The organism is Sedimentitalea nanhaiensis DSM 24252, assembly GCF_000473225.1.
Classification (GTDB): domain Bacteria; phylum Pseudomonadota; class Alphaproteobacteria; order Rhodobacterales; family Rhodobacteraceae; genus Sedimentitalea; species Sedimentitalea nanhaiensis.
In genome coordinates this window covers 161,591-187,348 of the sequence record NZ_KI421509.1, presented here as the reverse complement: position 1 = coordinate 187,348, position 25,758 = coordinate 161,591, and the positions used below count along the sequence as shown (strand labels likewise).

Genomic DNA, 25,758 nt, shown 5'->3' with positions numbered 1-25,758 from the left:
TCCCATCTCGCCGTTTGGCGTTGCGAAAACGACCGGCGAGACGATCGGCGCCTAAATGCTCAGAGCGGCGCGAATCCGTTCGGCATGACCCGCGATCTGCTCCATGTCGCCCATGTTCCCTGGCGGGCGCAGACGGACATCGGAATGGCGCGGCAGGATGTGAAAATGCAGGTGAAACACTTCCTGCCCTCCGTCCGCCTCGTTGAATTGCTGGATTGTCACCCCGGTGGCCCCAAAGGCCCGCATCACCGCGTGGCTGACCTTTTGCACCGTCTCCATCACCGCCGCCAGCTGGGCCGGACTGGCATCCAGAATATTGCGGCAGGGCGTTTTTGGAATCACCAGGCAATGACCGTCCGCACGCGGCATGATATCCATGAAGACCAGCGTCGCGTCATCCTCATAGACCCGGGTCGATGGAATTTCGCCACGCAGGATCTTGGCAAAAATGTTGTCTGGATCGTAAGAAGCGGAAGCCTCGCTCATGAAAAACCCTTTCTGCGGCCTGAAACGTTTTGCGGTTTGTGAGCCGCACCAGAGCGCCCGTCAAGCCCGAGAACGGGCGGCGGCGGGCTCAAATGCAAGGGGGCGCGGCAATTTATCTTGATCCAGATCAAACTCGGCCATTGAAGCCTCCTTACTGCCATTCTAAAACCTGAAAGGAGCACACGCGTGCCGTAACCTCGGTGCGCGGCCATTTTCAACAGGAGGCGCCAAATGGCAGACGCAGCCATTCATGGTCACGAGCACACGGACGAGCGCAGTTTCTTCACGCGCTGGTTCATGTCCACCAACCATAAGGATATCGGGATTCTGTACCTGGTCGTTTCCGCATTTGCGGGACTGATTTCGGTCGGGTTCACCGTCTACATGCGACTCGAGCTGATGGAGCCCGGGGTGCAGTACATGTGTATGGAAGGCGCCCGGCTGATTGCCGACTCGGCGGCGGACTGTACGCCCAACGGTCATTTGTGGAACGTGCTGATCACCGGCCACGGCATCCTGATGATGTTCTTCGTGGTGATTCCGGCCCTGTTCGGCGGCTTTGGCAACTATTTCATGCCGCTGCAGATCGGCGCGCCCGACATGGCGTTCCCGCGGATGAACAACCTGTCCTTCTGGCTGTATGTTTTCGGCACCACCCTGGCGGTGTGCTCGGTGCTCGCACCGGGGGGCAACGATCAGGCCGGATCGGGCGTGGGTTGGGTTCTGTACCCGCCACTGTCGGTGAACGAAGGCGGCATGTCGATGGATTTCGCCATCTTTGCCGTGCACGTTTCCGGTGCCAGCTCGATCCTGGGTGCGATCAACATGATCACCACCTTCCTGAACATGCGCGCCCCCGGCATGACCCTGTTCAAGGTGCCGCTGTTCAGCTGGTCGATCTTTGTCACCGCCTGGCTGATCCTGCTGTCGCTGCCGGTTCTGGCCGGTGCCATCACCATGTTGCTGATGGACCGCAACTTCGGGTTCACCTTCTTTGATCCCGCAGGCGGCGGCGACCCGATCCTGTATCAACACATCCTTTGGTTCTTTGGCCATCCGGAAGTGTATATCGTGATCCTGCCCGGTTTCGGCATCATCAGCCATGTCATCGCCACCTTCAGCCGCAAGCCGATCTTCGGCTACCTGCCGATGGTCTGGGCGCTGATCGCCATCGGGGCGTTGGGCTTTGTGGTCTGGGCGCACCATATGTACACGGTCGGCATGACGCTGAACCAACAGGCCTATTTCATGCTGGCCACCATGGTCATCGCAGTCCCCACGGGCGTCAAGATCTTTAGCTGGATCGCCACCATGTGGGGCGGTTCCATCGAACTGCGCGCGCCGATGCTGTGGGCCTTTGGCTTCCTGTTCCTGTTCACCATCGGTGGCGTCACCGGCATCGTGCTGAGCCAGGCCGCCGTGGACCGCTATTATCACGACACCTATTACGTGGTGGCGCATTTCCACTATGTGATGAGCCTGGGAGCGGTGTTCGCGATCTTTGCGGGGATGTATTTCTACCTGCCCAAGATGAGCGGACGGATGTATCCCGAGATGGCGGCCAAGGTGCACTTCTGGATGATGTTCATCGGGGCCAACCTGACCTTCTTCCCACAGCACTTCCTGGGCCGTCAGGGCATGCCGCGGCGCTATATCGACTATCCCGAGGCCTTTGCCTACTGGAACTACTGGTCGAGCCTGGGCGCGTTCCTGTCCTTTGCGTCGTTCCTGCTGTTCTTCGGCATCGTCTGGTACACGCTCACCCGCGGTGCCCGCGTGACCGAGAACAACCCCTGGAACGAGTATGCCGACACGCTGGAATGGACCCTGCCCTGCCCGCCGCCGGAACACACGTTCGAAACCCTGCCCAAGCAGGAAGAGTGGGATCACAAGCACGCCCACTAAGCGAAACCGAAAGATCTGCAATCAAGGCCCCCAAGCATCGCTCGGGGGCCTTTTTACTGCGCGGTTCGGTCACGGACAGCGGGGTTGAACAACGGTCGGACATGGTGTTCCCTGAACCGGCCCGGACCGCGTGCCGCGGGGGCAGACCGCATTGCACCCGGAGAGTGCCCCATGATCGAAGCCATCCCTGTAAATGACCAAGGCGTCATGGAAATCCATTTGACGGGCAAACTCACTGCGCCGGACTATCACGACATCCTGGCCCCGGCTCTGGATCAGGCGCTGACCGAGCATCACCGGCTGCGGATGCTGGTGCACATCGGACCCGGGTTCGACGGGTTCACACCCGGTGCCGCCTGGGCCGATATGCGCCTGGGTCTGCGTCACTGGACCGGGTTCGACCGGATCGCGGTGGTGACCGGTTCCGACTGGATCGAGAACGCGGTCAAGGTGATGGGTTTTGCCCTGCCCGGCCCGGTCGAAACCTTTGATCTGGACGAGCTGGACGAAGCGCGCCGCTGGCTGACGGAATCGCTGGGCAGCATTCACGTGACCGCCCTGGACAACGGCGTGCTGCATGTCCAGCTGATGGGCAAGCTGGACGCCGAAGCCTATGAGCGCGCCGAAGACGGCCTGGACGCCTATGTGCGCGAACACGGGGCGTTCAAGCTGTTGCTGGACCTGCGCGAATTCGATGGCTGGCAAGGTCTTGCGGCGCTGGGGGATCACTTCAAGCTGGTCCGCGATCACCACCACATCCCGACCCGCGTGGCAATTGTCGGTGACGAGGGTTGGCAAAAGCTGGCGCAAAAGGTGCTGCGCCGGTTCATCTCGGCCGAATCCCGGTATTTCGACGAAAGCCGGTTCCACGAGGCCAAGCAGTACCTCGCCTGACCGCACCCGCCGGAGTCCGGTCACCATGTCACGAACCGTCGACATCCTGTCCCGAACGGTGCTGCTGCCGCTCTTGGCGGCACAGGGGCTGCATGTGCGCCGCAAAGCGCTTATTCTGCCCGAGGCCGAAGGCCCGCGCGCGGGTATCGACGGCACCGGCCCGGATCTACATCTGCTGGTGCTCGGCGATTCTTCGGCTGCCGGTGTCGGCGTGGCCCGCCAACAGGATGCGTTGAGCGGACAGTTGGCCGCCGCGCTGAACCCGCATTTCCGCCTGCATTGGCGTCTGGAGGCGCGCACCGGCGAGACCACCCGGTCGACCCTCGCACGGATGCGCGACATCCGCCCCATGCGTACAGATGCGGTGGTGCTGGCCCTGGGCGTCAATGACACCACCCGCCTGGCCGCGCCGGGTGGCTGGTTGCGACGACAGCAGGCCCTGTATGACCTGCTGCGCCGGGACTGTGGCGCGCAGCAGATCTATGTCACCGCCGTTCCGCCACTGGGTCAGTTTCCGCTGTTGCCACAGCCGCTGCGCTGGGTGTTGGGCCGACATGCCCGCGGGTTGGACCTGCACCTGCAACGCCTGCTGGCGGATCAACCCGATTGCACCCACATCAGCCTGAACCTGCCGCCGGATCCGGCGCTGATGGCCGACGACGGGTTCCACCCCGGTGCGCGCGTCTATCGCCACTGGGCTCGGCTGGTGGCAACCCGCATTCGGCAGGACTTTGCCCCCAGCGCGGGCACAAATACCGTTGGCGGATCCCACCTTCAATCACCTGATGCCTCCGCCCAATCACCCGACGCCCCCGAATGATACCGCAAGCGCAGCGCCATGCCCTATAGCTGGACAACAGCCGACCCCACCGCGCCGACCCGCGAGTTGCATCTCTGGCCACACCAGTCGCTGCCGCCAACGGGGTTTGCCGGATTTATCCTGGCCACCTTTGCGATGATCCTGATCCCCCTGCTCGCGCTATTGGGCAGCGTATTGCTGTGGGGACTTCTGCCGTTTCTGATGCTGGCAGTGGGCGGTATCTGGTTCGCACTGGCGCGCAGCCGCCGAAACGCCCGGATCCTAGAAATTCTGACCCTGACCCGCGAACGCGCCCATCTGGTGCGCCACAATCCAAACGGCGCGACCCAAGAATGGACCTGCAACCGCTATTGGGCAACCGCGCAGATGCACCGAAAGGAGGGTCCGGTGCCACATTATGTCACCCTGCGCGGCGGCGGGCGCGAAGTCGAAATCGGTGCCTTTCTGTCCGAGGAAGAACGCATCGCCCTGTACCAGGAATTGCAGCGCGACCTGCGGCCTCTACCGCGATAGCCGCCAGGCGTTACCCGGCGCAGAGACGCTCCTTGACCAGCGGGCCGACCTTGCCGAAATCCATCTGGCCGGTGTAGCGGCCCTTGAGTTCGGCCATCACCTTGCCCATGTCGCGGATCGATTCCGCACCGGTCGACTCGACCGCCTTACGCACGGCGGCGGCAACCTGATCGGGGTCCAGCTGTTTGGGCAGAAATTCCTCGATGATCGCAATTTCCTGCAATTCGCGCTCTGCCAGATCCAGCCGCCCGCCCTCTTCATAGGCACGCGCGCTTTCCTGACGCTGCTTGGCCATCTTGCTGAGGATCGCCAGCACTTCGGCATCGCCGACTCCGCCCTCTTTGCCTTCGCCGCGCGCCGCGATTTCCTGATCCTTGATGGCGGCACAGATCAGCCGCAGGGTCGACAGGCGGGTCGTTGCCTTGTCACGCATCGCCTGTTTCAGGGCCGTATTCACCCGAGAACGCATGTCCATATCTTCTGTTCCATCCCCATGGATTAAGAAACCCCGACTCTATCTAAGGAAAATGAGCGGCACAACCATGCTGTTCTCCATTCAACCCATTGAAAACAAACAATGTCGAGATTCCTGCCCAGCCTTGACCACACCCGACAGGCCCCTTAGGTATCCATCAGTTCAGCCCAAGAGGAGTCGCGCCATGGCCCATTCGGCCCCCTCCAAGCCCACGGCCTGCCTGGCCCTGGCGGATGGTTCAGTTTTTTACGGCACCGGCTTTGGCACCACCGGACAAACCACTGCCGAGCTGTGCTTCAATACCGCGATGACCGGCTACCAGGAGATCATGACAGACCCGTCATATGCGGGACAGATCGTGACCTTTACCTTTCCCCATATCGGCAATGTCGGCGTCAACGGAGACGATGACGAAACCGCCGATCCGGTGGCCTCTGGCATGGTGGTGAAATGGGATCCGACAACCCCCAGCAACTGGCGTTCGACCGAGGATCTGCGCGACTGGCTTGCGCGGCGCGGACGCATCGCCATCGGCGGCATCGACACCCGCCGCCTGACCCGCGCGATCCGCCAGCAGGGCGCGCCGCATGTGGCCCTGGCGCATGATCCGGACGGCAATTTCGATCTGGCGGCGCTGGTCGCAGCGGCGCGCGGATTTGCCGGGCTCGAAGGCATGGACCTCGCCCGCGAGGTGACCTGTGCGCAATCCTATCGTTGGGACGAGATGCGGTGGGCCTGGCCCGAGGGATATACCCGCCAGAATGACCCAAAACACAAGGTCGTGGCGCTGGATTACGGGGCCAAACGCAACATCCTGCGCTGTCTGGCCAGCGCCGGCTGTGACGTGACCGTTCTGCCCGCCACCGCCACCGCCGCCGAGGTTCTGGCGCATCGGCCGGACGGCGTGTTTCTGTCCAACGGTCCGGGCGATCCGGCCGCAACCGGCAAATACGCGGTTCCGATGATCCGCGAAATTCTGGACACCACCGACATTCCGGTCTTTGGCATCTGTCTGGGTCATCAGATGCTGGCGCTGGCCCTGGGGGCGAAGACCATCAAGATGAACCACGGCCACCACGGTGCCAATCACCCGGTCAAGGATCTGGAAACCGGCAAGGTCGAAATCACCTCGATGAATCACGGATTTGCCGTCGACGCCCAAAGCCTGCCCGAGGGAGTCGTCGAAACTCACCGCTCGCTGTTTGACGGCTCAAACTGCGGCATCCGCATGGCGGACCGGCCGGTCTATTCCGTACAGCATCACCCCGAAGCCAGCCCCGGTCCGCAGGACAGTTTCTATCTGTTTCAGCGCTTCGCGGCAGCCATGGCGGCGCGCGTACCCGCCTGAACGGCCTGCACATCCGGGCATCTGGAAAATTTTCTCTTGTTTACGGACCGTTAACCCTGTTCCCCCACGCTAAGGCCTGAATTTGTCTTAGCGTGTTGGACCGCTCGAATGAGCCCTCAGAATCTGCGGTTGCTGGCCAACGGCCCCGCCCCCACCCTGCCGCTGGATGCGCCGCGCCAACCGCTGGGCCGCTATCTGGTCCAAAACGGTGTCATCACGCCCGGCCAGCTGATCCGCTCCTTGCGGCTGCAGCTGACGCTGAGGGCACCGATCGGCGAGATACTGGTCTGCGAAGGCTGGGCCAGCCGCGCGGAAATTCAGGCCGCTCTCGCCCAACAGCACGGTATCGCGCAGGCGGATCTGACCCGCCAGCGCCCGGATCCCGGCCTTTGCGGACAGATGCCGTTTGCATTCTGGCTGCACCACCGGGTCATTCCCTGGAAAAGGCAGGGGCAGGCGGTACTGATCGCCACCGATCATCCCGATCAATTCGAATGTGCCCGCAAGGCTTTGTCAGACACGTTTTCCCATGTGGTTCCGGTACTGGCGACCGACTCCCAGATCGAGGCGGCCATCGCCGATCACTTTGCCGCCCCAATGGCAGAGGCGGCGGAATGCCGCGTGCCGGCCCGTTTCAGCTGCCGCACCTGGCAATCCGGCAACCGGCTGATACTTCCAATGATGCTCTTCGCCCTGCTGACGCTGTTGATTCTGGCACCGGTCATGACGCTGGGCGTGCTGAGTCTGGTGGCGATCTCCACGCTGGCGATGTTCGCGGCGCTGAAACTGACCGCCGCCACCGTGCATCTGGTGGGGCATCGACACCTGACCGCACCTACCGCGGGCGGCGACCCTGTCACGGCCCCGATCCGGCGGCCCAAGGTTTCGGTTCTGGTGCCGCTGTTTCATGAAAAAGAGATCGCCGGCGCATTGATCCGCCGCTTGGCGAAACTGACCTATCCCAAGGCGCTTCTGGACGTGATTCTGGTGCTCGAAGAACACGACGAAATCACCCACGCCACACTGGAGCAGACCCATTTGCCCGCCTGGATGCGTGTCATCCGGGTGCCCGCCCATACCGGGCTGACCACCAAACCACGGGCCATGAATTATGCGCTGGACTTCTGCCGCGGCGAAATTATCGGCGTCTGGGATGCCGAGGACGCACCGGTGATGGACCAGATCGAACATGTCGTCAGCCGCTTTGCCCAAGCCCCGCCCGAGGTGGTCTGCCTGCAGGGCATTCTCGACTATTACAACCCGCGCACCAACTGGCTGGCGCGCTGTTTCACCATCGAATACGCCAGCTGGTTCCGGGTCGTGCTGCCCGGTATCGCCCGTATGGGGCTGGTTGTGCCCCTGGGGGGCACGACGCTGTTTTTCCGGCGCGACAAGCTGGAAGAACTGGGCGGCTGGGATGCCCACAACGTCACCGAAGATGCCGATCTTGGGGTGCGGCTTTGCCGCGCCGGATATCGCACCGAGCTGATCGACACGGTCACCTACGAAGAGGCCAATTGCCGCCCCTGGGCCTGGGTCAAGCAGCGCTCGCGCTGGCTCAAGGGGTTCATGGTCACCTACCTCGTCCATATGCGCAACCCGCGGCAATTGCTGGCCGATCTGGGCCTGTGGCGGTTTCTCAGCCTGCAGGCGTTTTTTGTCGGCACCCTCAGCCAGTTCCTGCTGGCACCGGTCTTGTGGTCCTTCTGGCTGATTCTGATGGGACAGGACCACCCCGTACAGACTCTGGTGCCCAGCGGCGCCATCTACGCCATGTCAGCGCTTTTTGTGCTGGCCGAACTGATGGTGATTACCATCGGCCTGGTGGCGGTGTCGTCGCCCGAGCGGCGGTTCCTGATGCGCTGGGTTCCGACGATGATGTTCTATTTCCCGCTGGCCGCGCTGGCCGCTTACAAGGCGTTGTACGAGCTGGTGATGGCACCCTACTATTGGGACAAGACCCAACACGGGCATGCAGAATCCGAATTGCCCGCCACCTGAGTCGCGGCTTCATACGGGGTCCTACCCCGACCGCTCCCGCGCGCTCGCATCCTGTTGCAGGCGGGTCATGAACGCGACCGAGATGTGATCCTTGAGCGCCTTTTCAGCCCCCGGCTCGTCGCGGGCTTCAATGGCCTTGACGATCCCGTCATGTTCACCCTGCGCGATCTCGCCCCGGCCCTGTGCGGCCAGCGACGTGGTCGCCATCAGCGCCATCGTGCGGTGCACCAGATCCAGCTGCTGCACCAGATACCGGTTGTGCGAGGCCAGATGAATCTGCTTGTGAAACCGCCGGTTGGCCCGCGACAGCGCCGCCGGATCGTTGACCAGCGCATTGTCCGCCGAGACCATCGCGCGCAGCACCGACACCTCTTCGTCATTGGCATGGCGCGCGGCCAGTCGTGCGGCCAACCCTTCCAGTTCGCGGCGCACGACATACAGCTCGGCCATCTGGTTGTGATCCAGCGACGCCACGATCAGCGACCGCCCGTCCCGCTCCAGCAGGGACTGGGTTTCAAGCCGTTGCAACGCCTCGCGGATCGGCGTCCGCGACACCCCGAACCGGTCGGCCAGATCGCTTTCCACCAGACGGTCGCCGGGCTTGAAAACCCCTATATCGATGGCTTCCAGAATCAGGTTGTAGGCGTCTGTTTGTGGCTGTTTGGTCTGCGACATCCGGCCTCCTCCCGTTTTCCGATTGCCCTTGTCTACAGGGGCCGCCGCCCGACGATCAACCCCGCCGTTGATTTGCCCCCACCGCTAGCCTAGAGGTGGGACATGGTCAAAGACGCCTTTTCGCATGTCACCACCTGGGTGTTCGATCTGGACAACACCCTGTATCCCCCCCAGGCCCGCCTGTTCGATCAGATCGAGCAGCGGATGACACAATACGTCATGGACGCATTGGGCGTGAACCGCCCGGAAGCGGACCGGCTGCGCAAACATTATTGGCAGCTTTACGGCACCACTCTGGCCGGGCTGATGCGTGAACACGACGTCGACCCGGCGCCCTATCTGACCCAAGTGCATGACATCTCGATGGACCACCTGGAACAGGACGCGGCCCTGCGCGCCCATATCGGCGACCTGCCAGGGCGGCGCATCGTCTATACCAATGGCACCGCGCCCTATGCCGAACGGGTCCTGGCCGCGCGCGGGCTGAGCGGTCTGTTCGATGCGGTTTACGGTGTCGAACATGCCGGTTTTTTGCCCAAACCCGAGCGCGCTGCCTTTGAGACGGTATTTTCCCGCGACGGCACCGAACCCACCCTGGCGGCGATGTTCGAGGACGATCACCGCAACCTGGCCGCCCCCCACGAGATGGGCATGCGCACGGTGCATGTCGCCCCCAAGGCGCATTTGGCAAACCATGTCCATCATCATACCGACGATCTGACGGCATTCCTGAAAACCGTTATCTGAAATGCGTCATTGCGACAATCTGCACCTAGCGGCCAAGCGTAAAATGCCTATTTCAGCCTCACGAACGCGCTGAACAGGAGAACAGGCCATGAGCCTCGCAGACCCATCGCGCCGCGCCCCGTTCTGGCAGCGGCTTTTCTTTCGTATTCCGGTCATCGGCTGGGTTGCCCGCGATCTGATGTATGGCGACAAGGACAACATCTGGTACGCCCTGGGCGGCTTTGTCTGTCTCTGGATGTCGCTGGCCCTGATCTTTGGCCTGCCCGGGCTTTACCTGCCGGCACTGGCTCTGGTGCCGGTTGTGTTTCTCACATTGCTGCTGATCACCAGGGGCTGACAGCGGACAGGATGTCGCTTGGCAATCCGATCCATTGCCCCCTAGGTTGGCGCGCAGCGGAGGGCACACATGAGCGAAACCTGTGACATCCTGATTTCGGGCGGCGGCCCCGCCGGGCTCAGTGCTGCGGCGGCATTCGGGGGCGCGGGGTTCGACGTGATCTGCGTCGATCCAACGCCTCCGATCACCGAGCGCGACGCCGATGGGGCGGACCTGCGCACCACTGCGATACTGCAACCGGCCCGTGCGCTGCTGCAGGGCTGCGGGCTGTGGGAACGTCTGGAACCGCATGCCGCGGCTTTGCAGATCATGCGCATCGTCGATGCCGGGGGCGATGTTGCAACGCCCCGCGTGGTGCGGGAATTCAATGCGGCCGATCTGTCCGATCAACCCTTTGGCTGGAACCTGCCGAACTGGCTGTTGCGGCGTGAAATGGCTGCGCGGCTGGCGGCCCTGCCCAATGTCGATTTCCGCCCCGGCACCGGCACCAAAAACCTGTTTACCCGCGAAACAGAAGCCCGCGTCGGGCTGAGCGATGGCAGCCGGGTGCACGCGCGACTGGTGATTGCGGCGGACGGGCGCGGCTCGCCCATGCGCCAGGCCGCAGGGATCGATGTACACACCACCCGCTATGGGCAAAAAGCGCTGGCCTTTGCAGTCACCCACCCGACGCCGCATGAAAATGTCTCGACCGAGATCCACCGCAGCGGCGGTCCCTTTACCCTGGTGCCCCTGCCCGATCACGATGGAAAACCCAGTTCCGCCGTGGTCTGGATGGAGCATGGGCCGCGGGCGGTCGAACTGATGGCGCTTCCAGAGGCCGAGTTCGAAGCGGCAATGAGCGCGCGTTCATGCCAGTTGTTCGGCCCCCTGACCCTTGTATCGCGACGCACGATCTGGCCGATCATCAGCCAGCAGGCCGCGCGGATGGCCGGCGAGCGGCTGGCGCTGATGGCCGAAGCCGCCCATGTTGTGCCGCCCATCGGAGCGCAGGGGTTGAACATGTCGCTGGCCGATCTGCGCCTGCTGGTGGATCTGGCACAAGCCCGCCCCGAGGGGCTGGGCGACAGCGCGATGCTGGACGCCTATCACAAAGGCCGGATCAGCGATGTGAAACTGCGGGTGCAGGGTATCGATCTATTGAACCGGGCCTCGATGGCATCGGCGCGCCCGCTGCGCGATGCCCGCGCGTTGGGGCTGAACGCGGTTTATGCCCTCGCTCCCGTGCGCCGCACGCTGATGCAGATGGGATTGGGCGTCCGCTAGCGCCGTGCCCGGCTTTGCCGATGGGACTGGGGCGCTGCCCCAGACCCCGGAGTATTTCCGGCAAGAGGAAAACGCGGTTTAAAGCACCTGATCGAGAACCCGCTTGAGGCGGGCGATCGTCGCATCCACATCATAGAGCTTGTCCAGCCCGAACAACCCCAACCGGAAGGTGCGGAAATCTTCGGGTTCGTCGCATTGCAGCGGCACACCGGCGGCAATCTGTATGCCCTGGGCGGCGAATTTGCTGCCATTCTGGATCGCCGGATCGTCCGTGTAGCTGACCACCACGCCCGGCGCGCCAAACCCTTCGGCGGCGACGGAAACGACGCCCTTGTCGGCCAGCATCGTGCGCACCCCATCCCCCAGCGCCCATTGCGCGGTACGCAACCGGTCAAACCCATAGTCGCGGGTTTCCAGCATCGTGTCGCGGAAGTCGCGCAGCGCGTCCGTCGGCAAGGTGGCGTGATAGGCATGCCCGCCGCCCTCGTAGGCGGCCATGATCTGACGCCACTTTTTCAGATCGATGGCAAAACTGTCCGATATGGTGTCCTCAAGCCGGGCCTCGGCGCGGGTCGACAGCATAACCAGACCGGCGCAGGGCGCAGCGCTCCATCCCTTTTGCGGGGCGCTGATCAGCACATCGACCCCGGTGGCGGCCATATCGACCCAGACACAGCCCGAAGCGATGCAATCCAGCACCATCAGCGCGCCAACCTCATGCGCTGCCGCGGCCATCGCGGTGATGTAATCGTCGGGCAGGATCACCCCGGCGGCGGTTTCCACATGCGGCGCAAACACAACATCCGGGCGGCTGTCGCGGATCTCGGCCACCACCTCGTCAATCGGAGCGGGGGCAAAGGGCGCGGGGCTGGTGTTGCCGGTCTGACGCGCCTTCATCACCTTGGTTTCGGCGGTCAGCCCGCCGGTCTCGATGATCTGGCTCCAGCGATACGAGAACCAGCCGTTGCGCACCACCAGCACGCGGGCGTCGCGCGCAAACTGGCGGGCCACGGCCTCCATGCCATAGGTGCCGCCGCCGGGGATCACCGCGACAGCATTGGCGTTATAGACCTGTTTCAGCAGATCGGAAATATCGCGCATCACCTGTTGGAACTGCTGCGACATGTGGTTCAGAGAGCGGTCGGTGAAAACCACCGAGAATTCTTCCAGACCTTCCGGGTCTACGGTATCAAGCAGCGCAGTCATGGCGATCTCCTATATGAGTTGGCCCTGCATATCCCGCCGGGCACCGGATTTGCAAAACCTGATTCACCCAAAATCGCTGTGGCATATCGGCGTCTGTCGTCCTTGGGAAACCCCTGGCGCCGATGCTAACCGATCGGGCCGGGCCGGCGCTCTTCGGACAGCAGCACATTGGCCTCAAGATCGCCCGCCCCCGGCAACGCCATGATACGACGGCGCAGCACCCGTTCAAAATCGGCCAGATCGCGGGCCACCACCCGCAGGCGGTAATCATACAGACCCAGCACATGCTCGACGGTCTGCACCTCGGGAATGGCACTGACTGCGCGTTCGAAATCCTCCAGACTGACCCGTCCCTTGCGCGCCAGCTTGACCCCCAGAAACACGGTCACCCCGAACCCCAGCGCCTCGGCATTCAGCCGCAGCCGCCGCCCCCGGATCACACCGGCCTGTTCCAGCCGCCGGATCCGCCGCCAGGTGGCAGGTTGCGACAGGCCGAACCGGCGCCCCAGCGCGCCCGCACTCTGGCTCGCGTCACGTGCCAGCGCCCGGAGCAGCTCGCGGTCGAAATCGTCCAACTCGATCATATCGGCAACATCTCATCGCTCTTGATCCGGCTGATCTGCATCAGCGCCTCGATATCGGCGATATGCGGCAGGGTCAGAATGCGGGTGCGATAGATCTGCTGATACTGCGTCATGTCCCGCGCGATCACCGACAGGCGCACGTCCACACGCCCCAGAAAGGTCTGGATCTCAAGCACCTCAGGCACCTCGCGGGCGGCCTCGATAAAGGCTTCAAAGGCGCGCGGCTGGGTCTTGTCCAAAGTCACGCGCAGAGACACCTCGACGGCATACCCAAGCACCGCCCAGTCGATCACCGCCTCGACCCCCAGGATCACGCCCGCCGCCTGCATCCGGTCCAGCCGCCGACTGCAACGCGCCGCGCTCAGGGCCGTGCGCTCGGCCAGATCGGCCGCCGTGAGCGTCGGATCGGACTGCAACAGGCGCAGCAGGCGGCGGTCGGTATCGTCAAGCATGATTATTTCGCATATTCTGAATATGACGAATGAATTTACCGAAATCAAATCAATAAATCCAGCTTTTCCCTCTCACATCCCCCGCGCCGCTCGGGTACACCCGGCGCAGAACACAACGGAAAGGAACGCCATCATGCGCGTCTATTATGATCGTGACTGCGACATCAACCTGATCAAGGACAAGAAAGTCGCCATTCTGGGCTATGGCAGCCAGGGCCATGCCCATGCGCTGAACCTGCGGGATTCCGGCGCCAAGACTCTGGTCGTCGCCCTGCGCGAGGGCAGCGCCAGTGCCGCCAAGGCCGAAGGCGAAGGCCTGCAGGTCATGGGCATCGCCGAGGCCGCTGCCTGGGCCGACCTGATCATGTTCACCATGCCCGATGAACTGCAAGCCGAGACCTACAAGAAATACGTGCATGACAACATCCGCGAAGGTGCGGCCATCGCATTCGCCCACGGTCTGAACGTGCATTTCGGCCTGATCGAGCCCAAGCCGGGCGTCGATGTCATCATGATGGCCCCCAAGGGCCCCGGCCACACCGTGCGCGGCGAATATACCAAAGGCGGCGGCGTGCCCTGCCTGGTCGCGGTCCACAACGACGCCTCGGGCAAGGCGCTGGAGCTGGGCCTGTCCTATTGCTCGGCCATCGGTGGCGGCCGCTCGGGCATCATCGAAACCAACTTCCGCGAGGAATGCGAAACCGATCTGTTCGGCGAACAGGCGGTGCTGTGCGGCGGTCTGGTCGAACTGATCCGCATGGGCTTTGAAACCCTGGTCGAAGCCGGTTACGCGCCGGAAATGGCCTATTTCGAATGCCTGCACGAAGTGAAACTGATCGTCGATCTGATCTATGAAGGCGGCATCGCCAACATGAACTATTCGATCAGCAACACCGCCGAATACGGCGAATATGTCAGCGGCCCGCGCATTCTGCCCTATGACGAGACCAAGGCGCGGATGAAAGCGGTTCTGACCGACATCCAGACCGGCAAGTTCGTGCGCGACTTCATGGGCGAAAACCAGGTTGGACAGCCGTTCTTCAAAGGCACCCGCCGCCTGAACGACGAGCACCAGATCGAAAAGGTCGGCGAGACCCTGCGCGGCATGATGCCGTGGATTTCCGCCGGCAAGATGGTCGACAAGGCCAAGAACTAAGGCATTCCGGCTTTGAACCAAGACATCCGGTATCACCTATCGCGTTGAAATCTCGGATTTCAGACAGCGATGGGTGATCCAGGTTCAAGTCGAAATGCCATGAGCCACGGCCCGGTGCGCAAGATCGCGCCCCAATCCCGCCATAAAGCGGGCCTGCTCCGACCCCGGCGCCGATCGCAAGACCGCGCCGGGGTCCTGTATTTCAAAACTCCGGACATGACATGCAAAGCCCTGAAATATCGCGTAAAAGCTGGATCATGGTCGCCGTCCTGGGCTTTGTCTGGGGCGGCACGTTCCTGGTGATCGAAATCGCTCTGCGCGGGATCACACCGTTCTGGCTGGCCGCCGCGCGCATCGGGTTCGGTGCCCTGCTGACCACGTTGGTCTGGCAATTGCGCGGCGGCGCGCTGTTCACCCGCCCCCCCACAACGGCACACCGGATCAACCTGATTGCGGTCGGCGTGCTCAGCTCGGCCCTGCCGTTCATGCTGATCTCGTGGGGGCAGCAATTCGTCACCGCCGGGTTCACCGGCGTATCGATGGCCAGTTCCGCGCTGATCGTGCTGCCCCTGGCACATTTTCTCGTGCCGGGCGAACGAATCACTCCGCGCCGGGCCGCCGGGTTCATGATCGGTTTTGTCGGCGTGGTCATCCTGATCGGCGGTCAGGCTTTTGAAACGACCGGACTGGCGCTGGAACTGCCGGGGCGCATGGCCTGTGTCACCGCCTCTGCCTGTTATGCGGTCAGTTCGGTTTTGATGCGCCGCCTGCCTCCGGTGGACCCGGTGGGCTTGTCCGCCGTTCTGTTGCTTCTGGGGGCGATTGTAGTGATCCCACTGGCCTGGGCAATCGAAGGCCCGCCCCCGGCCACAGACGCCAAAACCCTGTGGGTGCTGGCTTTTCTGGGGCTGGTGCCCACCGCGGCGGCGAATCTTCTGCGCGTCACGGTGGTGCGCACGGCGGGGCCGGTGTTCATGTCGCTGGTCAACTACATGGTGCCGGTCTGGTCGGTGGTGCTGGGCGCGGTCCTGCTGGGCGAACCGCTTCCCGCTGCCCTGCTGGGGGCGCTGGCACTGATCCTGTCCGGGGTGGCGCTCAGCCAGTATGGCGCGCTGCGGCGGCTGTTCTCGCGCTAAGCCGCGCGCCACCGGATCTCAGGACGAAACCGCCTCCGAAACCGCATCCACCACGCTGTCCACGGTGCGCTCCAACAGTGCCGCGTCCTCGCATTCGGCCATCACCCGGATCAGCGGCTCGGTGCCGGAGCGCCGGATCAGCAACCGCCCCTTGCCGATCAGCGCGCCTTCCGCTCTCGCAATCGCGCTCTGCACGGCGGGCAAATCCAGCGGCTGCGCCCCCTCGCCATAGCGCACGTTCTTCAGCAGTTGCGGCACCGGGCTGAATTGCCGGGCCAGCGCGCTGGCCGGTTGGCCGCCACGCACCATCTCGGACAGGAAATGCAGCCCTGCCATCAACCCGTCGCCGGTGGTGGCATAGTCGCTCATCACGATATGGCCCGATTGCTCACCGCCCAGGTTGAACCCGCCCTCGCGCATGCGCTCGACCACATAGCGATCCCCGACTCCGGTGCGTTCCAGCCGCAAACCGTGGTCGGACAGGTGCCGTTCCAGCCCCAGGTTTGACATCACCGTCGCCACCAGCGCACCGCCGCTCAACTGCCCATCCGCCGCCCAGCGGGTCGCCAACAACGCCATCAGCTGATCGCCGTCCGCCACGGTGCCGGTCTCGTCGATCATGATCACCCGGTCGGCATCGCCGTCCAGGCAGATACCCACATCCGCCCCATGCGCAATCACCGTTTCCGCCGCCGCGCGGGGCTGGGTCGAGCCGCAGTTGCGGTTGATGTTAAAGCCATCCGGCGCCACCCCAACCGGGATCACCTCGGCTCCGAGCTCCCACAGGATTTCGGGCGCGGCGCGATAGGCTGCCCCATTGGCGCAATCGATTACCACCTTCAGCCCGTCCAGCCGCAAATCCCGCGGCAATGACGACTTGACCCGCTCGCCATATCGGAACCTTGCATCGTCGATCCGCTTGGCGCGACCGATATTGTCCGCCGCGCTCGGCTCGACCCCCGCATCGATCAGCGCCTCGATCTCGACCTCGGCCTGATCCGACAGCTTATAGCCATCGGGACCGAAAAACTTGATGCCATTATCCTCCGCCGGGTTGTGACTGGCGGAAATCATCACCCCCAGATCGGCCCGCATCGAACGGGTCATCAGCCCCACGGCCGGCGTCGGCACCGGACCCAGCAGCAAAACGTTCATGCCGGTGCTGGTCAGCCCGGCAGTCAGGGCGTTTTCGAACATATACCCCGACAGGCGCGTATCCTTGCCGATCACCACGCGATGCACCCCACCGGCCTCGCGCCGGAAATAGCGCCCCACCGCAGACCCGATACGCAACGCCATATCGGCGGTCATCGGATGGGTGTTGGCGGTGCCGCGCACCCCGTCGGTTCCAAACAGTTTTCTCATTACACGCCCCTTACCTTGTCGCCATCCACAAACGAACCGCCTGCGCCGTCTCGGCCACATCATGCACCCGCAGGATCTGCACGCCCTGCGCCAGCCCGGCAAGCCCCACAGCAATCGAGCCCGGCACACGGCCGTCCGCCTGCGGAGCCTCGCCGATGGTCCCGATGAACCGCTTGCGCGACACCCCCAACAGAATCGGACATCCCAAGCCATGGAACAGGCTGATATTGCGCAAAAGTGTCAAATTGTGGGCCTGTGTCTTGCCAAAACCGATGCCCGGATCGACCACGATGCGCGCCCGCACAATTCCGTGGCCGACCAGCGCAGTAACCTGCCGGTCGAGAAAGTCATAGACATCCAGCAGCACGTCGTCATAGCGCGGATCCTGCTGCATCGTCGCCGGATCGCCCTGCGCATGCATCACACAGACCGGCACCTGACGCGCCGAACACAGCGGGGCAAGCATCGCATCATGGGTCAACCCCGAGACATCGTTGACCAGCACCGCCCCCGCATCCAGCGCCGACCGGGCCACTGCGGCCTTGCGGGTGTCGATCGAGATTGGCACCGCACTGGCGTTTCCGATCGCCCGGATCACCGGCGCGGTACGCGCGATCTCTGTCTCTTCGGGCACCGCTTGCGCGCCGGGGCGGGTCGATTCGCCGCCCACATCGATCATCGCCGCCCCCTGCCCGACCATCTCCAACGCCGCGCGGCGGGCAATCTCGGGGTCAAAATGCACGCCGCCATCGGAAAAGCTGTCCGGGGTGACGTTCAGAATGCCCATGATCTGCGGCGCGGCCATGTCTAGCCCGGCAATCGGCGCGCGTGGCGTGACCAGGCGGGCCGCCACCGCCGCAGGCAGATCATCGGCCCCCACAATACGCGGCGGTGCATCGCGATCCAGCAGTTCCACATGGGTGAACCACAGCGGGCCACCCGCCAGAAACGCCGCGCCTTCGGGGCGAACGGCCCCGTGCTGCACCAGCGGGCGCGCATAGACGCTCACAGGATGGACTGCTCCACCGGCACCGCGCACAGTGGCACGTCGGCATCGTCGGGCAAGGCGGCTCCGATCACCATCATCTCGTCCGCCTCAAACGTTGCCGCGAACCAGGCCGCCAGGGCCACCGCGTCCGATGGCGCCGCCGAAGGGCCATCTACCGAATCCAGCACGATCTTGGACGGGGCCCAGACACAGATCTGGCCGTTCTTCATGGCCCAATCCAGTTCCGTGCGTGTCGCCACCACCTTGCAGCGCAGATCCCGCGCCGCCAGTCTCCAGGCGTTCTGCTCGATGGCCAACAGGTCGATCCGCCGCTGGGTCATCTTGTGCCCGGTGCGCGGCACCGCCAGGTCATGCGCCCCGACACACAGCACCAGCGGGCGGTCGCGCGCCGCCATCTGGTCGATCCATCCGGTCAGATTGTCCGAGGCAATGGCCGAACTGGACAGGTACATCAGCCGCGGGTGCGGGCGGTCGGATTCATGCGTCGACGGCGTGACCTGATCGCGCCCGCGCACGATCTCGACCCCCAGCGCACCGGGGCCGCGATCCAGCTTTTCGATCCGCACGAACACCCGCATCGCCTGCGGCTCCAGCAGGATACGCTCGGCGATGCGTTCGGCCAGGGTTTCCAGCAGGTTCAGGCGTTCTTCGGCCAGCTCATGCGCGATGGCCTCGGTCACCCGGTCATAGGACAGGATGCGGTCGACATCGTCATCGACCGGCCCGGTCAGCGGCTGCACCTCGACCACCACGTTGAAACAGATCCGCTGGGTGGTGCCGCGCTCGGCCTGAAAGGCCCCGATCTCGATCTCGGCGATATGGTCGCGCAACGAGATCCGGTCCAGCGGTCCGGGCTGGGCCGTCGCTGCGGCACGTTCAGAGGGATGCGCAAAGGCAAGGCGGACTTCAGAGCTCATGCGGTCGGCTTTCGGAGAGGTCAGGGACAAGACGGGCTGGCCGCCATCATATCAGCCGCGCGTGACGGACGAAACCCGCGAAGGTCAGCTTGCCGAGGATTCGCGCCCGGTTGCCCAAACCCGTGAACCCGCCCGGCGCAGCCCCCCCTGCGGTACCGATGCGGATATGGTGCATAAGAAAGGGGAATGCATATCGCTCCAGATCTGCGGTCTCTCGCGGCGTTCGCCTTATCGCTGAGTTCCGCCCGATTGCAAATGCGCGAACGAGTGAGGTCAGCCGCTGCACACCCTCCCTGGAATGCAACGGCTGACCCCGATCCGGCCTGCGACACATGGCACCCCCAGGGGCACGGCAGTGGCGGCCAGCGCGCGCATCGTCTCACCAGCGGGGAGTCTCCCGGCCCCGTCAGTGTGGGCGCTTCCCTGCCCCGTGGCGGGACGACGCGATATCACATTTCCGTCGCGGCACGTCTGGTGCCATTACAAACGGTTTTCTTTGCCATGCCCCGTTCCGGGATAAAACCCCGTCCCGACGGGGCAACCAGCAGGCACAAATGCCTCAGTTGCTGGCCGTGCGATAGGTATGGCGGTAAAAGACATGCACCCCGATCCGCGCGGTCTGTTTATAGACCCGGGCCCAGGACGGGCGCACCGATGTGGTGTGGTAATGGGTGGCACCTGCGGTCAGGTCCGCCTTGGTTCCATCGATCACCGCACGGGCGACTTTCGAAACCCGCTCAAAGGCTTTGCGCTCGGCGATAACCTCTTTGCGGCCATCGCAGGTATAGGTAAACTGGCACTGATACTTGCGTCCGGTGCCCTGTTTGATCACCCCGCACAGCGTATCCGGATACCGTTCGCTCTTGACCCGGTTCAGGATCACCTCGGCGACGGCGAACTGCCCCTTTACGGTTTCGCCGCGGGCTTCGAAATACAGCGCTTCGGACAGGCAACGCCACTGTTCGCCCCCCGCCGCAGGCGGCTGGGCGTCGAGCCAGCTTTTGGAATAGCTGGCGACAAGCGGCTTGACTTCTCCCTTAGGTTGTGTTGCGGTCAGCAAGGACTTGAGATACGGACCCAGACCTTTTTTGGCTGTAGAAACAGGTGTGACTTCAATCAAATCGGTACGGTCGGTTTCGGCATGGGCACTGGATGAAAACAGGCCCACCGGCAACGCCAAAGCCCAACAGACCGTGGCAGCGGTCAATAGTCGGTTCATAATATCCCCCAAAAAACAGTCCGCGCTGTGCCCTCCCAAGACCAGCGCAAGGCAGCGCATACCCAAGATTTTTCCGAAGGTCCAGTTTGTGGAAAATTGCAAGCGAATTTTGGCCGATAGAGGACACAATTTCCAGACTTGCCTGTGCTGGAAGCTTACCAGATATTGATTTTCTCGGCCTAGCTATCGCATATCTTGTGCCCGATCGCCAATTGTGCGGCAGCTAGTCGCGCCACCGGAACCCTGAACGGCGAACAGGATACATAGTCGAACCCGACCGAACGGCAAAAGGCAATCGATTCGGGATTTCCGCCATGTTCGCCACAGATCGACAGGGTGATTCCCGGATTGCTGGCGCGACCGCGCTCCGCCCCGAGCTTCAGCAGCTCGCCCACCCCGTCGGTGTCCAGTACATGAAACGGGTCTTCGGGAAACACGCCCTGATTCACATAGTCCGACATGAACCGCCCCGCATCGTCGCGCGACAGGCCATAGGTCATCTGGGTCAGATCGTTGGTGCCAAAACTCATGAACGACGTCATGGGCGCGAACTCGGCGGCGCGCAGACAGGCGCGCGGGGTTTCCACCATCACCCCCAGACGAAAATCAAACCTGCGCTTCTGCTCGGCCTGTACGGCGGCGGCCACCGCATCGATGCGCGCCTTGACCAGTTCGACCTCGCGGCGGGCCGACACCAACGGGATCATGATCTCGGGCACCACTGGCGCACCATCCTTGCTGGCCGCCAGCGTCGCCTCGAAAATCGCCCGCGCCTGCATGTCGTAAATCTCGGGCACCGTCACGCCCAACCGCACACCGCGCAGCCCCAGCATCGGGTTATATTCCTCCATCGCCTCGATCCGGCGCACCACGTCGCTGACCGGCAGATCCAGCGCCTCGGCCAGTTCGCGCTGACCGGTGCGGGTGGCGGGCAGGAATTCGTGCAATGGCGGATCGAACAGGCGGATGCAGACCGGCTTGCCCTGCATGATGCGAAACAGCTGGGTGAAATCCTCGCGCTGCATCGGCAGCAACCGTTCCAGCGCCGCCGCGCGCCCCGACGGGCTCTGGGCAAAGATCATCTCGCGCATCACCGTCATGCGGCCGGGATCAAAGAACATATGCTCGGTGCGGCACAGTCCGATTCCCTGAGCGTCGAAATTGGCCGCCGTCTGGGCGTCCGCAGGGCTGTCGGCATTGGCACGGATGCCGATGTCGCGGGCGTCGTCGGCCCAGCCCATCAACTCTTGAAACGCGTCATCCAGCGTCGCCTCGAGCATGTCCGGCTGGCCCACCAGAACCTGCCCCGAACTGCCGTCGATGGTGATGATGTCGCCATCGCGAAACACCCGTCCGTCCGGCGCTGTCAGGGTTTTCTTGCCCTTGTTGAACTTCAGCGTCGACGCCCCAACGATACAGGGCAACCCCAAGCCGCGCCCGATCACCGCCGCGTGGCTGGTGATGCCGCCGCGCTCGGTCAGAACACCGGCGGCGGCATGCATGCCGCGAATATCCTCGGGCGAGGTTTCGCGCCGCACCAGAATACAGGCCTCGCGCCGCGATGCCGCTGCCTGCGCCTCGGCCGAGGTGAACACGATCCGCCCGCTGGCCGCCCCCGGGCTGGCGGCAATGCCGCGCGCCAGCACATCGCGCCGGGCATCCGGGGCCACCTGCCGGTGCAACAGCTCGGTCAGCGCATGCGGATCCACCCGCATCACCGCCTCCTGCGGCGTGATGATCCCGTCGCGCGCCAGCTGCACCGCGATCCGCACCGCCGCGCGGCTGCTGCGCGCCACCCGCACCCCGTCCAGAATATGCACATGGCCGCTTTCGATCACAAATTCGACCTGCATCTCCGCCCGCAGCTTTTGGCGCATCAGCGCCGCATGGGCCTTGAGCGCGGCAAACGCCTCGGGCGCGGCTTCTTCCAGCGACGGGCCGCGCGCGTCCCTGGCCAGATACAGCGCCGCCGCCCCGGCCCCCAGCGCATCGCGGCCCTGGCTCTGGCTCAGATAGCGCCCGGTCACCTGTGGCTGACCGGTGGCCGAATTCACCAGCTGCAACACCCCCGAACCGCATTCGCCCTGCCCCAGCCCCGGAATCATTTCCTGCACCACCAACCCCAGCCCGGCATCTGTCGGCGCGCCCTTGGCCTGACGCAGCAACCGCGCCGACGTGCCCTCCCACGCCCGGGCCATCGACCGCAGCACGCCGGCCAACTGTTCTTTCGGGTCCTGCGGAAAAGGTTCGTCGGTCTCTGCCTCATAGGCCTGCAACGTTTCAGCCAGCCCCTCGGCGGGGTCCTCGGACACCTCATCGAACAGGTCCGGGTCCAACCGGGCGACATGGATCGCATAGGCCTGCACAAACCGCAGATACAGCGCCGCTGCTGCCGCCGCGCCCAGCGACGCACAGACTTCGCGGTGGCGTGCGTCATTCATCCCGATGTTCAGAACCGCCCCCGGCCCGCCCCAGTCCGGATCTTCCGACGACGGACGCACGCACAACAGCGTCTCGGGCGGGAATTCGCCCAGAATCGCGGCGATATCCGGCAACTCGCCCTCGGCAATGCGATGCACCGCCTCAAACGACAGCGCCACGGTGCGCGGCACCGGCATGTCCAGCCGCACCAGACGCTGCAGGCATTTGGCACGTCCGCCATGGGTATTGGCCGCCAGCGGGGCGGTCGGGGTGATCAGCGTGGTGTTCGGATTGTTCTGCACTGGGTTTCCGCGTTCGGTTGCTGCACTGCGGCGCTCGGTCTTCTGCCGTTGCAGCATAGGCGCAAGCCGCACCGACGCAAGGAAAAGCTTGCAGTTGGCAAGAGGCACCGGCGCAGAAAACAAGGGGCGCCGCGCCCGAACGGCGCGTTTGCCGGGGCTAGACCCGGTCGCAGGCGAAACTGTCCACCGGACAATTCCCAGAGAGCCTGCTCACCCCTCGATCCGCGTCAGATCCGCGACCGAGCTACAGATCTGGCGGATCTGGCTCAGCAGGTTCAGCCGGTTGCGCCGCAGGATTTCGCTGTCGGTATTGACCTGCACATCCTCGAAAAACGCGTCGATCGGTGCGCGCAATGCGGCCATCGCCGCCATCGCCGCCGGAAAATCCTGGGCCGCCAGCGCCGGGTCGATTTTGGCCTTGGCCGCGTCCAGCGCCGCAAACAGCGCCTTTTCGCTGTCGCTCTCGGCAAATTTCACATCCGCGCCATAGGAATATTCCACCCCGTCCTTGGCCTCGGCCTGGGTGAGGATATTGTTGGCCCGCTTGAACCCCTGCACCAGGTTTTCACCATCCTCGGTCGCCAAACCATCGTTCAGCGCCCGCGCGCGTTTGACCAGTAAGGTCAAGTCATCACTGCCGGGCATGGCAATGCAGGCGTCGATGATGTCATGGCGAATGCCCTGATCGCGAAGGTAGACCTTGAGGCGGTCGTGGATGAAGGCGAGGAGGTCAGATACAACTGACGTGAAGCAACGGAACTGAGCAACTTCAACATCTTCCTTCACGAAGCTCGGCAGCTCCAATTTAGTGGTCCACGCATCCAAAAAACGATCTGGATTTTCGCTTTTGTAGAAATATACAATCTCTCGAATTGGCAGAAGATCATGTGAGAACTTCGGCGCGATTGCGTTTACCTTAAATGGGGCTTCGGGAGTCGGGTTGCCAATGTAAAGCCAATTTGAGCGTAGATTATTAGGGAAAAGCAACTCCAAATATGCTCTTCTGATTGCATCAATGAAGTTAATACTGAGCCCATTTTCCAACACCAACCGAATAACCCCCAGCGCCGCGCGGCGCAGGGCAAAGGGGTCCTTGCTCCCGGTGGGTTTCTCGTCGATCGCCCAGAACCCGGTCAGCGTGTCCAGCTTGTCGGCCAGTGCCACCGCCACCGACAGCGGCGCGGTGGGCACGACATCGGATGGGCCAAGCGGCGAATAATGTTCCTGCGCCACGGCGGCGACCTCGGCGGGATGGCCTGCGGCCTCGATGTAATACCGCCCCATAAGCCCCTGAAGTTCCGGGAATTCATAGACCATCTCGCTGGACAGGTCGGCCTTGGCCAGACCTGCGGCCAGGTCCGCCTGATCGGCATCGGCCCCGACCGCGGGCGCAAGTTCGCGCGCCAGCGCGGCAATGCGGCGGATCCGGTCGCCCTGACTGCCCAGCTTGTTATGGAACGTCACGCTCTCAAGCGCCTGCGTCCAGACGCCCATGTCCGATCTGGCCACCCGCAGATCGTTGTCCCAGAAGAACTTGGCATCCGCCAGCCGGGCCGACAGCACCTTTTGATTGCCCGCCAGAATCGTTGCACCATTGTCCGCCGTCTCGCGGTTGGCCACGGTGATGAACCGGGTGATCTGCCCGCTTTTCGGATCGCGCACCGAAAAGAACTTCTGATGCTCGCGCATGCTGGTCTGCAACACCTCGGGCGGCAGGTCCAGAAACTGCGTATCAATCGTTCCCATCAGCACCACCGGCCATTCCACCAGACCGGCCACCTCGGCCAGCAATCCCTGATCCGGCACCACCTCAAGCCCGGCGGCAAATGCTAAGTTTGTGGCATCCGCCCAGATGTGATCGCCGCGTTCCCCGGCATTCAGCACCACATGGGAACGCTTTAACTTTGCCTCGTAATCATCAAAGGAATTTACCGAAAACTCTCCCGGTGCCATGAACCTGTGACCCTGCGTGGTGGCCCCGGCGGTGATCCCGTCCAGGTCCAGCGGCACCACCTGATTGCCATCGGTATCCGACAACAGGCACAGGATCGATTGCAGCGGCCGCACCCAGCGCAGACTGCCGTCGCCCCAGCGCATCGACTTGGGCCAGGGGAAATTTCGGATCGTCGTCTCAAGCACTTCGGCCACGATCTCCGCCGCCGGACGCCCGGGTTTCTCGATCAGCGCGAAATACACCGCCCCCTTGGGCGTGTCGCGGGTTTCCAGCTGATCGCGGCTCAGACCCGCACCGCGCAAAAAGCCCTCGATCGCCTTGTCGGGCGCATCCGCCCGCGGCCCCTTGCGCTCTTCGCGCAGGGTGGGCGAATGGGCCAACAGCCCCTGCACCGTCAACGCCAGACGGCGCGGCGTCGAAAATGCAGCGGCGCTGGCATAGGTCAGACCGGCCTCGACCAGCCCGTCGGTGACGCGCTTTTTCAGATCCTCGGCGGCGCGGCCCTGCATTCGGGCCGGAATTTCCTCGGAAAACAGTTCAATCAGCAGGTCGGGCATCGGGCGTCCTTAC

At 63.5% G+C, this 25,758-nt stretch carries 23 protein-coding genes; 11 read left to right on the top strand and 12 right to left on the bottom strand.

Features of this window, described 5'->3' with window-relative positions; all coding sequences use genetic code 11:
* Window positions 1-51: 51 nt before the first annotated feature.
* Window positions 52-486, bottom strand: a complete 435-nt coding sequence (locus NANH_RS0102470; protein ID WP_027260621.1) for an HIT family protein — start codon at window positions 484-486, stop codon at window positions 52-54.
* Window positions 487-717: 231 nt separating this feature from the next.
* Here NANH_RS0102470 and ctaD point away from each other — a divergent pair, with 231 nt between their 5' ends.
* The 4 genes from ctaD (at window position 718) to NANH_RS0102450 (ending at window position 4,618) form a co-directional block, all read left to right on the top strand.
* On the top strand, window positions 718-2,391 hold the full coding sequence (ctaD, locus tag NANH_RS0102465; protein WP_027260620.1) for a cytochrome c oxidase subunit I: 1,674 nt from the start codon (window positions 718-720) through the stop codon (window positions 2,389-2,391).
* Window positions 2,392-2,562: 171 nt separating this feature from the next.
* Window positions 2,563-3,285: a SpoIIAA family protein gene (locus NANH_RS0102460; RefSeq protein WP_027260619.1), complete on the top strand. Its 723-nt coding sequence runs from the start codon at window positions 2,563-2,565 to the stop codon at window positions 3,283-3,285.
* A gap of 25 nt (window positions 3,286-3,310) precedes the next feature.
* Window positions 3,311-4,105, top strand: a complete 795-nt coding sequence (locus NANH_RS25200) for an SGNH/GDSL hydrolase family protein (RefSeq protein ID WP_074920527.1) — start codon at window positions 3,311-3,313, stop codon at window positions 4,103-4,105.
* Window positions 4,106-4,123: 18 nt separating this feature from the next.
* Window positions 4,124-4,618, top strand: a complete 495-nt coding sequence (locus NANH_RS0102450; protein WP_027260618.1) for a DUF2244 domain-containing protein — start codon at window positions 4,124-4,126, stop codon at window positions 4,616-4,618.
* 10 nt (window positions 4,619-4,628) lie between these two features.
* Here the strand turns inward: NANH_RS0102450 and NANH_RS0102445 are convergent, their stop codons facing one another.
* Window positions 4,629-5,093, bottom strand: coding sequence for a GatB/YqeY domain-containing protein (locus NANH_RS0102445; protein ID WP_027260617.1), 465 nt, complete (start codon window positions 5,091-5,093; stop codon window positions 4,629-4,631).
* A 184-nt stretch (window positions 5,094-5,277) separates the two neighbouring features.
* Here NANH_RS0102445 and carA point away from each other — a divergent pair, with 184 nt between their 5' ends.
* On the top strand, window positions 5,278-6,441 hold the full coding sequence (gene carA, locus NANH_RS0102440) for a glutamine-hydrolyzing carbamoyl-phosphate synthase small subunit (RefSeq protein WP_027260616.1): 1,164 nt from the start codon (window positions 5,278-5,280) through the stop codon (window positions 6,439-6,441).
* 108 nt (window positions 6,442-6,549) lie between these two features.
* The gene (locus tag NANH_RS0102435) at window positions 6,550-8,442 is read left to right on the top strand and encodes a glycosyltransferase (RefSeq protein ID WP_027260615.1); all 1,893 of its coding nucleotides are present in this window, start codon (window positions 6,550-6,552) and stop codon (window positions 8,440-8,442) included.
* Between the two features lie 21 nt (window positions 8,443-8,463).
* On the opposite strand, the gene NANH_RS0102430 is transcribed toward NANH_RS0102435, so the two are convergent.
* Window positions 8,464-9,117 carry a GntR family transcriptional regulator gene (locus tag NANH_RS0102430; protein ID WP_027260614.1) on the bottom strand — a complete coding sequence of 218 codons (654 nt, stop codon included), beginning with the start codon at window positions 9,115-9,117 and terminating at the stop codon, window positions 8,464-8,466.
* A 102-nt stretch (window positions 9,118-9,219) separates the two neighbouring features.
* Here NANH_RS0102430 and NANH_RS0102425 point away from each other — a divergent pair, with 102 nt between their 5' ends.
* The 3 genes from NANH_RS0102425 (at window position 9,220) to NANH_RS0102415 (ending at window position 11,467) form a co-directional block, all read left to right on the top strand.
* Complete coding sequence (locus tag NANH_RS0102425; protein WP_027260613.1) at window positions 9,220-9,864, top strand: pyrimidine 5'-nucleotidase; 645 nt, start codon at window positions 9,220-9,222, stop codon at window positions 9,862-9,864.
* An 88-nt stretch (window positions 9,865-9,952) separates the two neighbouring features.
* Window positions 9,953-10,201 (top strand): hypothetical protein, encoded by a 249-nt coding sequence (locus NANH_RS0102420; RefSeq protein ID WP_027260612.1) that lies wholly within the window; start codon window positions 9,953-9,955, stop codon window positions 10,199-10,201.
* A 69-nt stretch (window positions 10,202-10,270) separates the two neighbouring features.
* A complete protein-coding gene (locus NANH_RS0102415) occupies window positions 10,271-11,467 on the top strand; it encodes a UbiH/UbiF family hydroxylase (protein ID WP_027260611.1) in 1,197 nt (398 codons plus the stop codon).
* Window positions 11,468-11,545: 78 nt separating this feature from the next.
* Here the strand turns inward: NANH_RS0102415 and NANH_RS0102410 are convergent, their stop codons facing one another.
* The 3 genes from NANH_RS0102410 to NANH_RS0102400 all read right to left on the bottom strand — a co-directional run bounded on the left by NANH_RS0102410 (window position 11,546) and on the right by NANH_RS0102400 (window position 13,709).
* On the bottom strand, window positions 11,546-12,673 hold the full coding sequence (locus NANH_RS0102410; RefSeq protein ID WP_027260610.1) for an aminotransferase class V-fold PLP-dependent enzyme: 1,128 nt from the start codon (window positions 12,671-12,673) through the stop codon (window positions 11,546-11,548).
* Window positions 12,674-12,798: 125 nt separating this feature from the next.
* Window positions 12,799-13,257 (bottom strand): Lrp/AsnC family transcriptional regulator, encoded by a 459-nt coding sequence (locus tag NANH_RS0102405; protein WP_027260609.1) that lies wholly within the window; start codon window positions 13,255-13,257, stop codon window positions 12,799-12,801.
* Window positions 13,254-13,709 (bottom strand): Lrp/AsnC family transcriptional regulator, encoded by a 456-nt coding sequence (locus NANH_RS0102400; RefSeq protein WP_027260608.1) that lies wholly within the window; start codon window positions 13,707-13,709, stop codon window positions 13,254-13,256. Before NANH_RS0102400 ends, NANH_RS0102405 begins: the two co-directional genes overlap by 4 nt.
* A 133-nt stretch (window positions 13,710-13,842) precedes the next feature.
* On the opposite strand from NANH_RS0102400, the gene ilvC reads away from it, so the two are divergent.
* Both ilvC and NANH_RS0102390 read left to right on the top strand, forming a co-directional pair.
* Window positions 13,843-14,865 carry a ketol-acid reductoisomerase gene (ilvC, locus tag NANH_RS0102395; RefSeq protein WP_027260607.1) on the top strand — a complete coding sequence of 341 codons (1,023 nt, stop codon included), beginning with the start codon at window positions 13,843-13,845 and terminating at the stop codon, window positions 14,863-14,865.
* A 221-nt stretch (window positions 14,866-15,086) separates the two neighbouring features.
* Window positions 15,087-16,001, top strand: a complete 915-nt coding sequence (locus NANH_RS0102390; protein WP_036049284.1) for a DMT family transporter — start codon at window positions 15,087-15,089, stop codon at window positions 15,999-16,001.
* Window positions 16,002-16,019: 18 nt separating this feature from the next.
* Here NANH_RS0102390 and glmM read toward each other — a convergent pair whose 3' ends face one another.
* The 6 genes from glmM to glyS all read right to left on the bottom strand — a co-directional run bounded on the left by glmM (window position 16,020) and on the right by glyS (window position 25,745).
* Window positions 16,020-17,366, bottom strand: a complete 1,347-nt coding sequence (gene glmM / locus NANH_RS0102385) for a phosphoglucosamine mutase (protein WP_027260605.1) — start codon at window positions 17,364-17,366, stop codon at window positions 16,020-16,022.
* Window positions 17,367-17,376: 10 nt separating this feature from the next.
* The gene (folP, locus tag NANH_RS0102380) at window positions 17,377-18,375 is read right to left on the bottom strand and encodes a dihydropteroate synthase (RefSeq protein ID WP_027260604.1); all 999 of its coding nucleotides are present in this window, start codon (window positions 18,373-18,375) and stop codon (window positions 17,377-17,379) included.
* Window positions 18,372-19,292, bottom strand: a complete 921-nt coding sequence (locus tag NANH_RS0102375; RefSeq protein ID WP_027260603.1) for a dihydroneopterin aldolase — start codon at window positions 19,290-19,292, stop codon at window positions 18,372-18,374. Before NANH_RS0102375 ends, folP begins: the two co-directional genes overlap by 4 nt.
* Before the next feature lie 559 nt (window positions 19,293-19,851).
* Window positions 19,852-20,511: a cell wall hydrolase gene (locus NANH_RS0102365; RefSeq protein WP_027260601.1), complete on the bottom strand. Its 660-nt coding sequence runs from the start codon at window positions 20,509-20,511 to the stop codon at window positions 19,852-19,854.
* A gap of 179 nt (window positions 20,512-20,690) precedes the next feature.
* Window positions 20,691-23,291 (bottom strand): putative PEP-binding protein, encoded by a 2,601-nt coding sequence (locus NANH_RS0102360; RefSeq protein WP_081710400.1) that lies wholly within the window; start codon window positions 23,289-23,291, stop codon window positions 20,691-20,693.
* 153 nt (window positions 23,292-23,444) lie between these two features.
* Window positions 23,445-25,745, bottom strand: coding sequence for a glycine--tRNA ligase subunit beta (gene glyS / locus NANH_RS0102355; RefSeq protein ID WP_027260599.1), 2,301 nt, complete (start codon window positions 25,743-25,745; stop codon window positions 23,445-23,447).
* Between the last annotated feature and the right edge of the window lie 13 nt (window positions 25,746-25,758).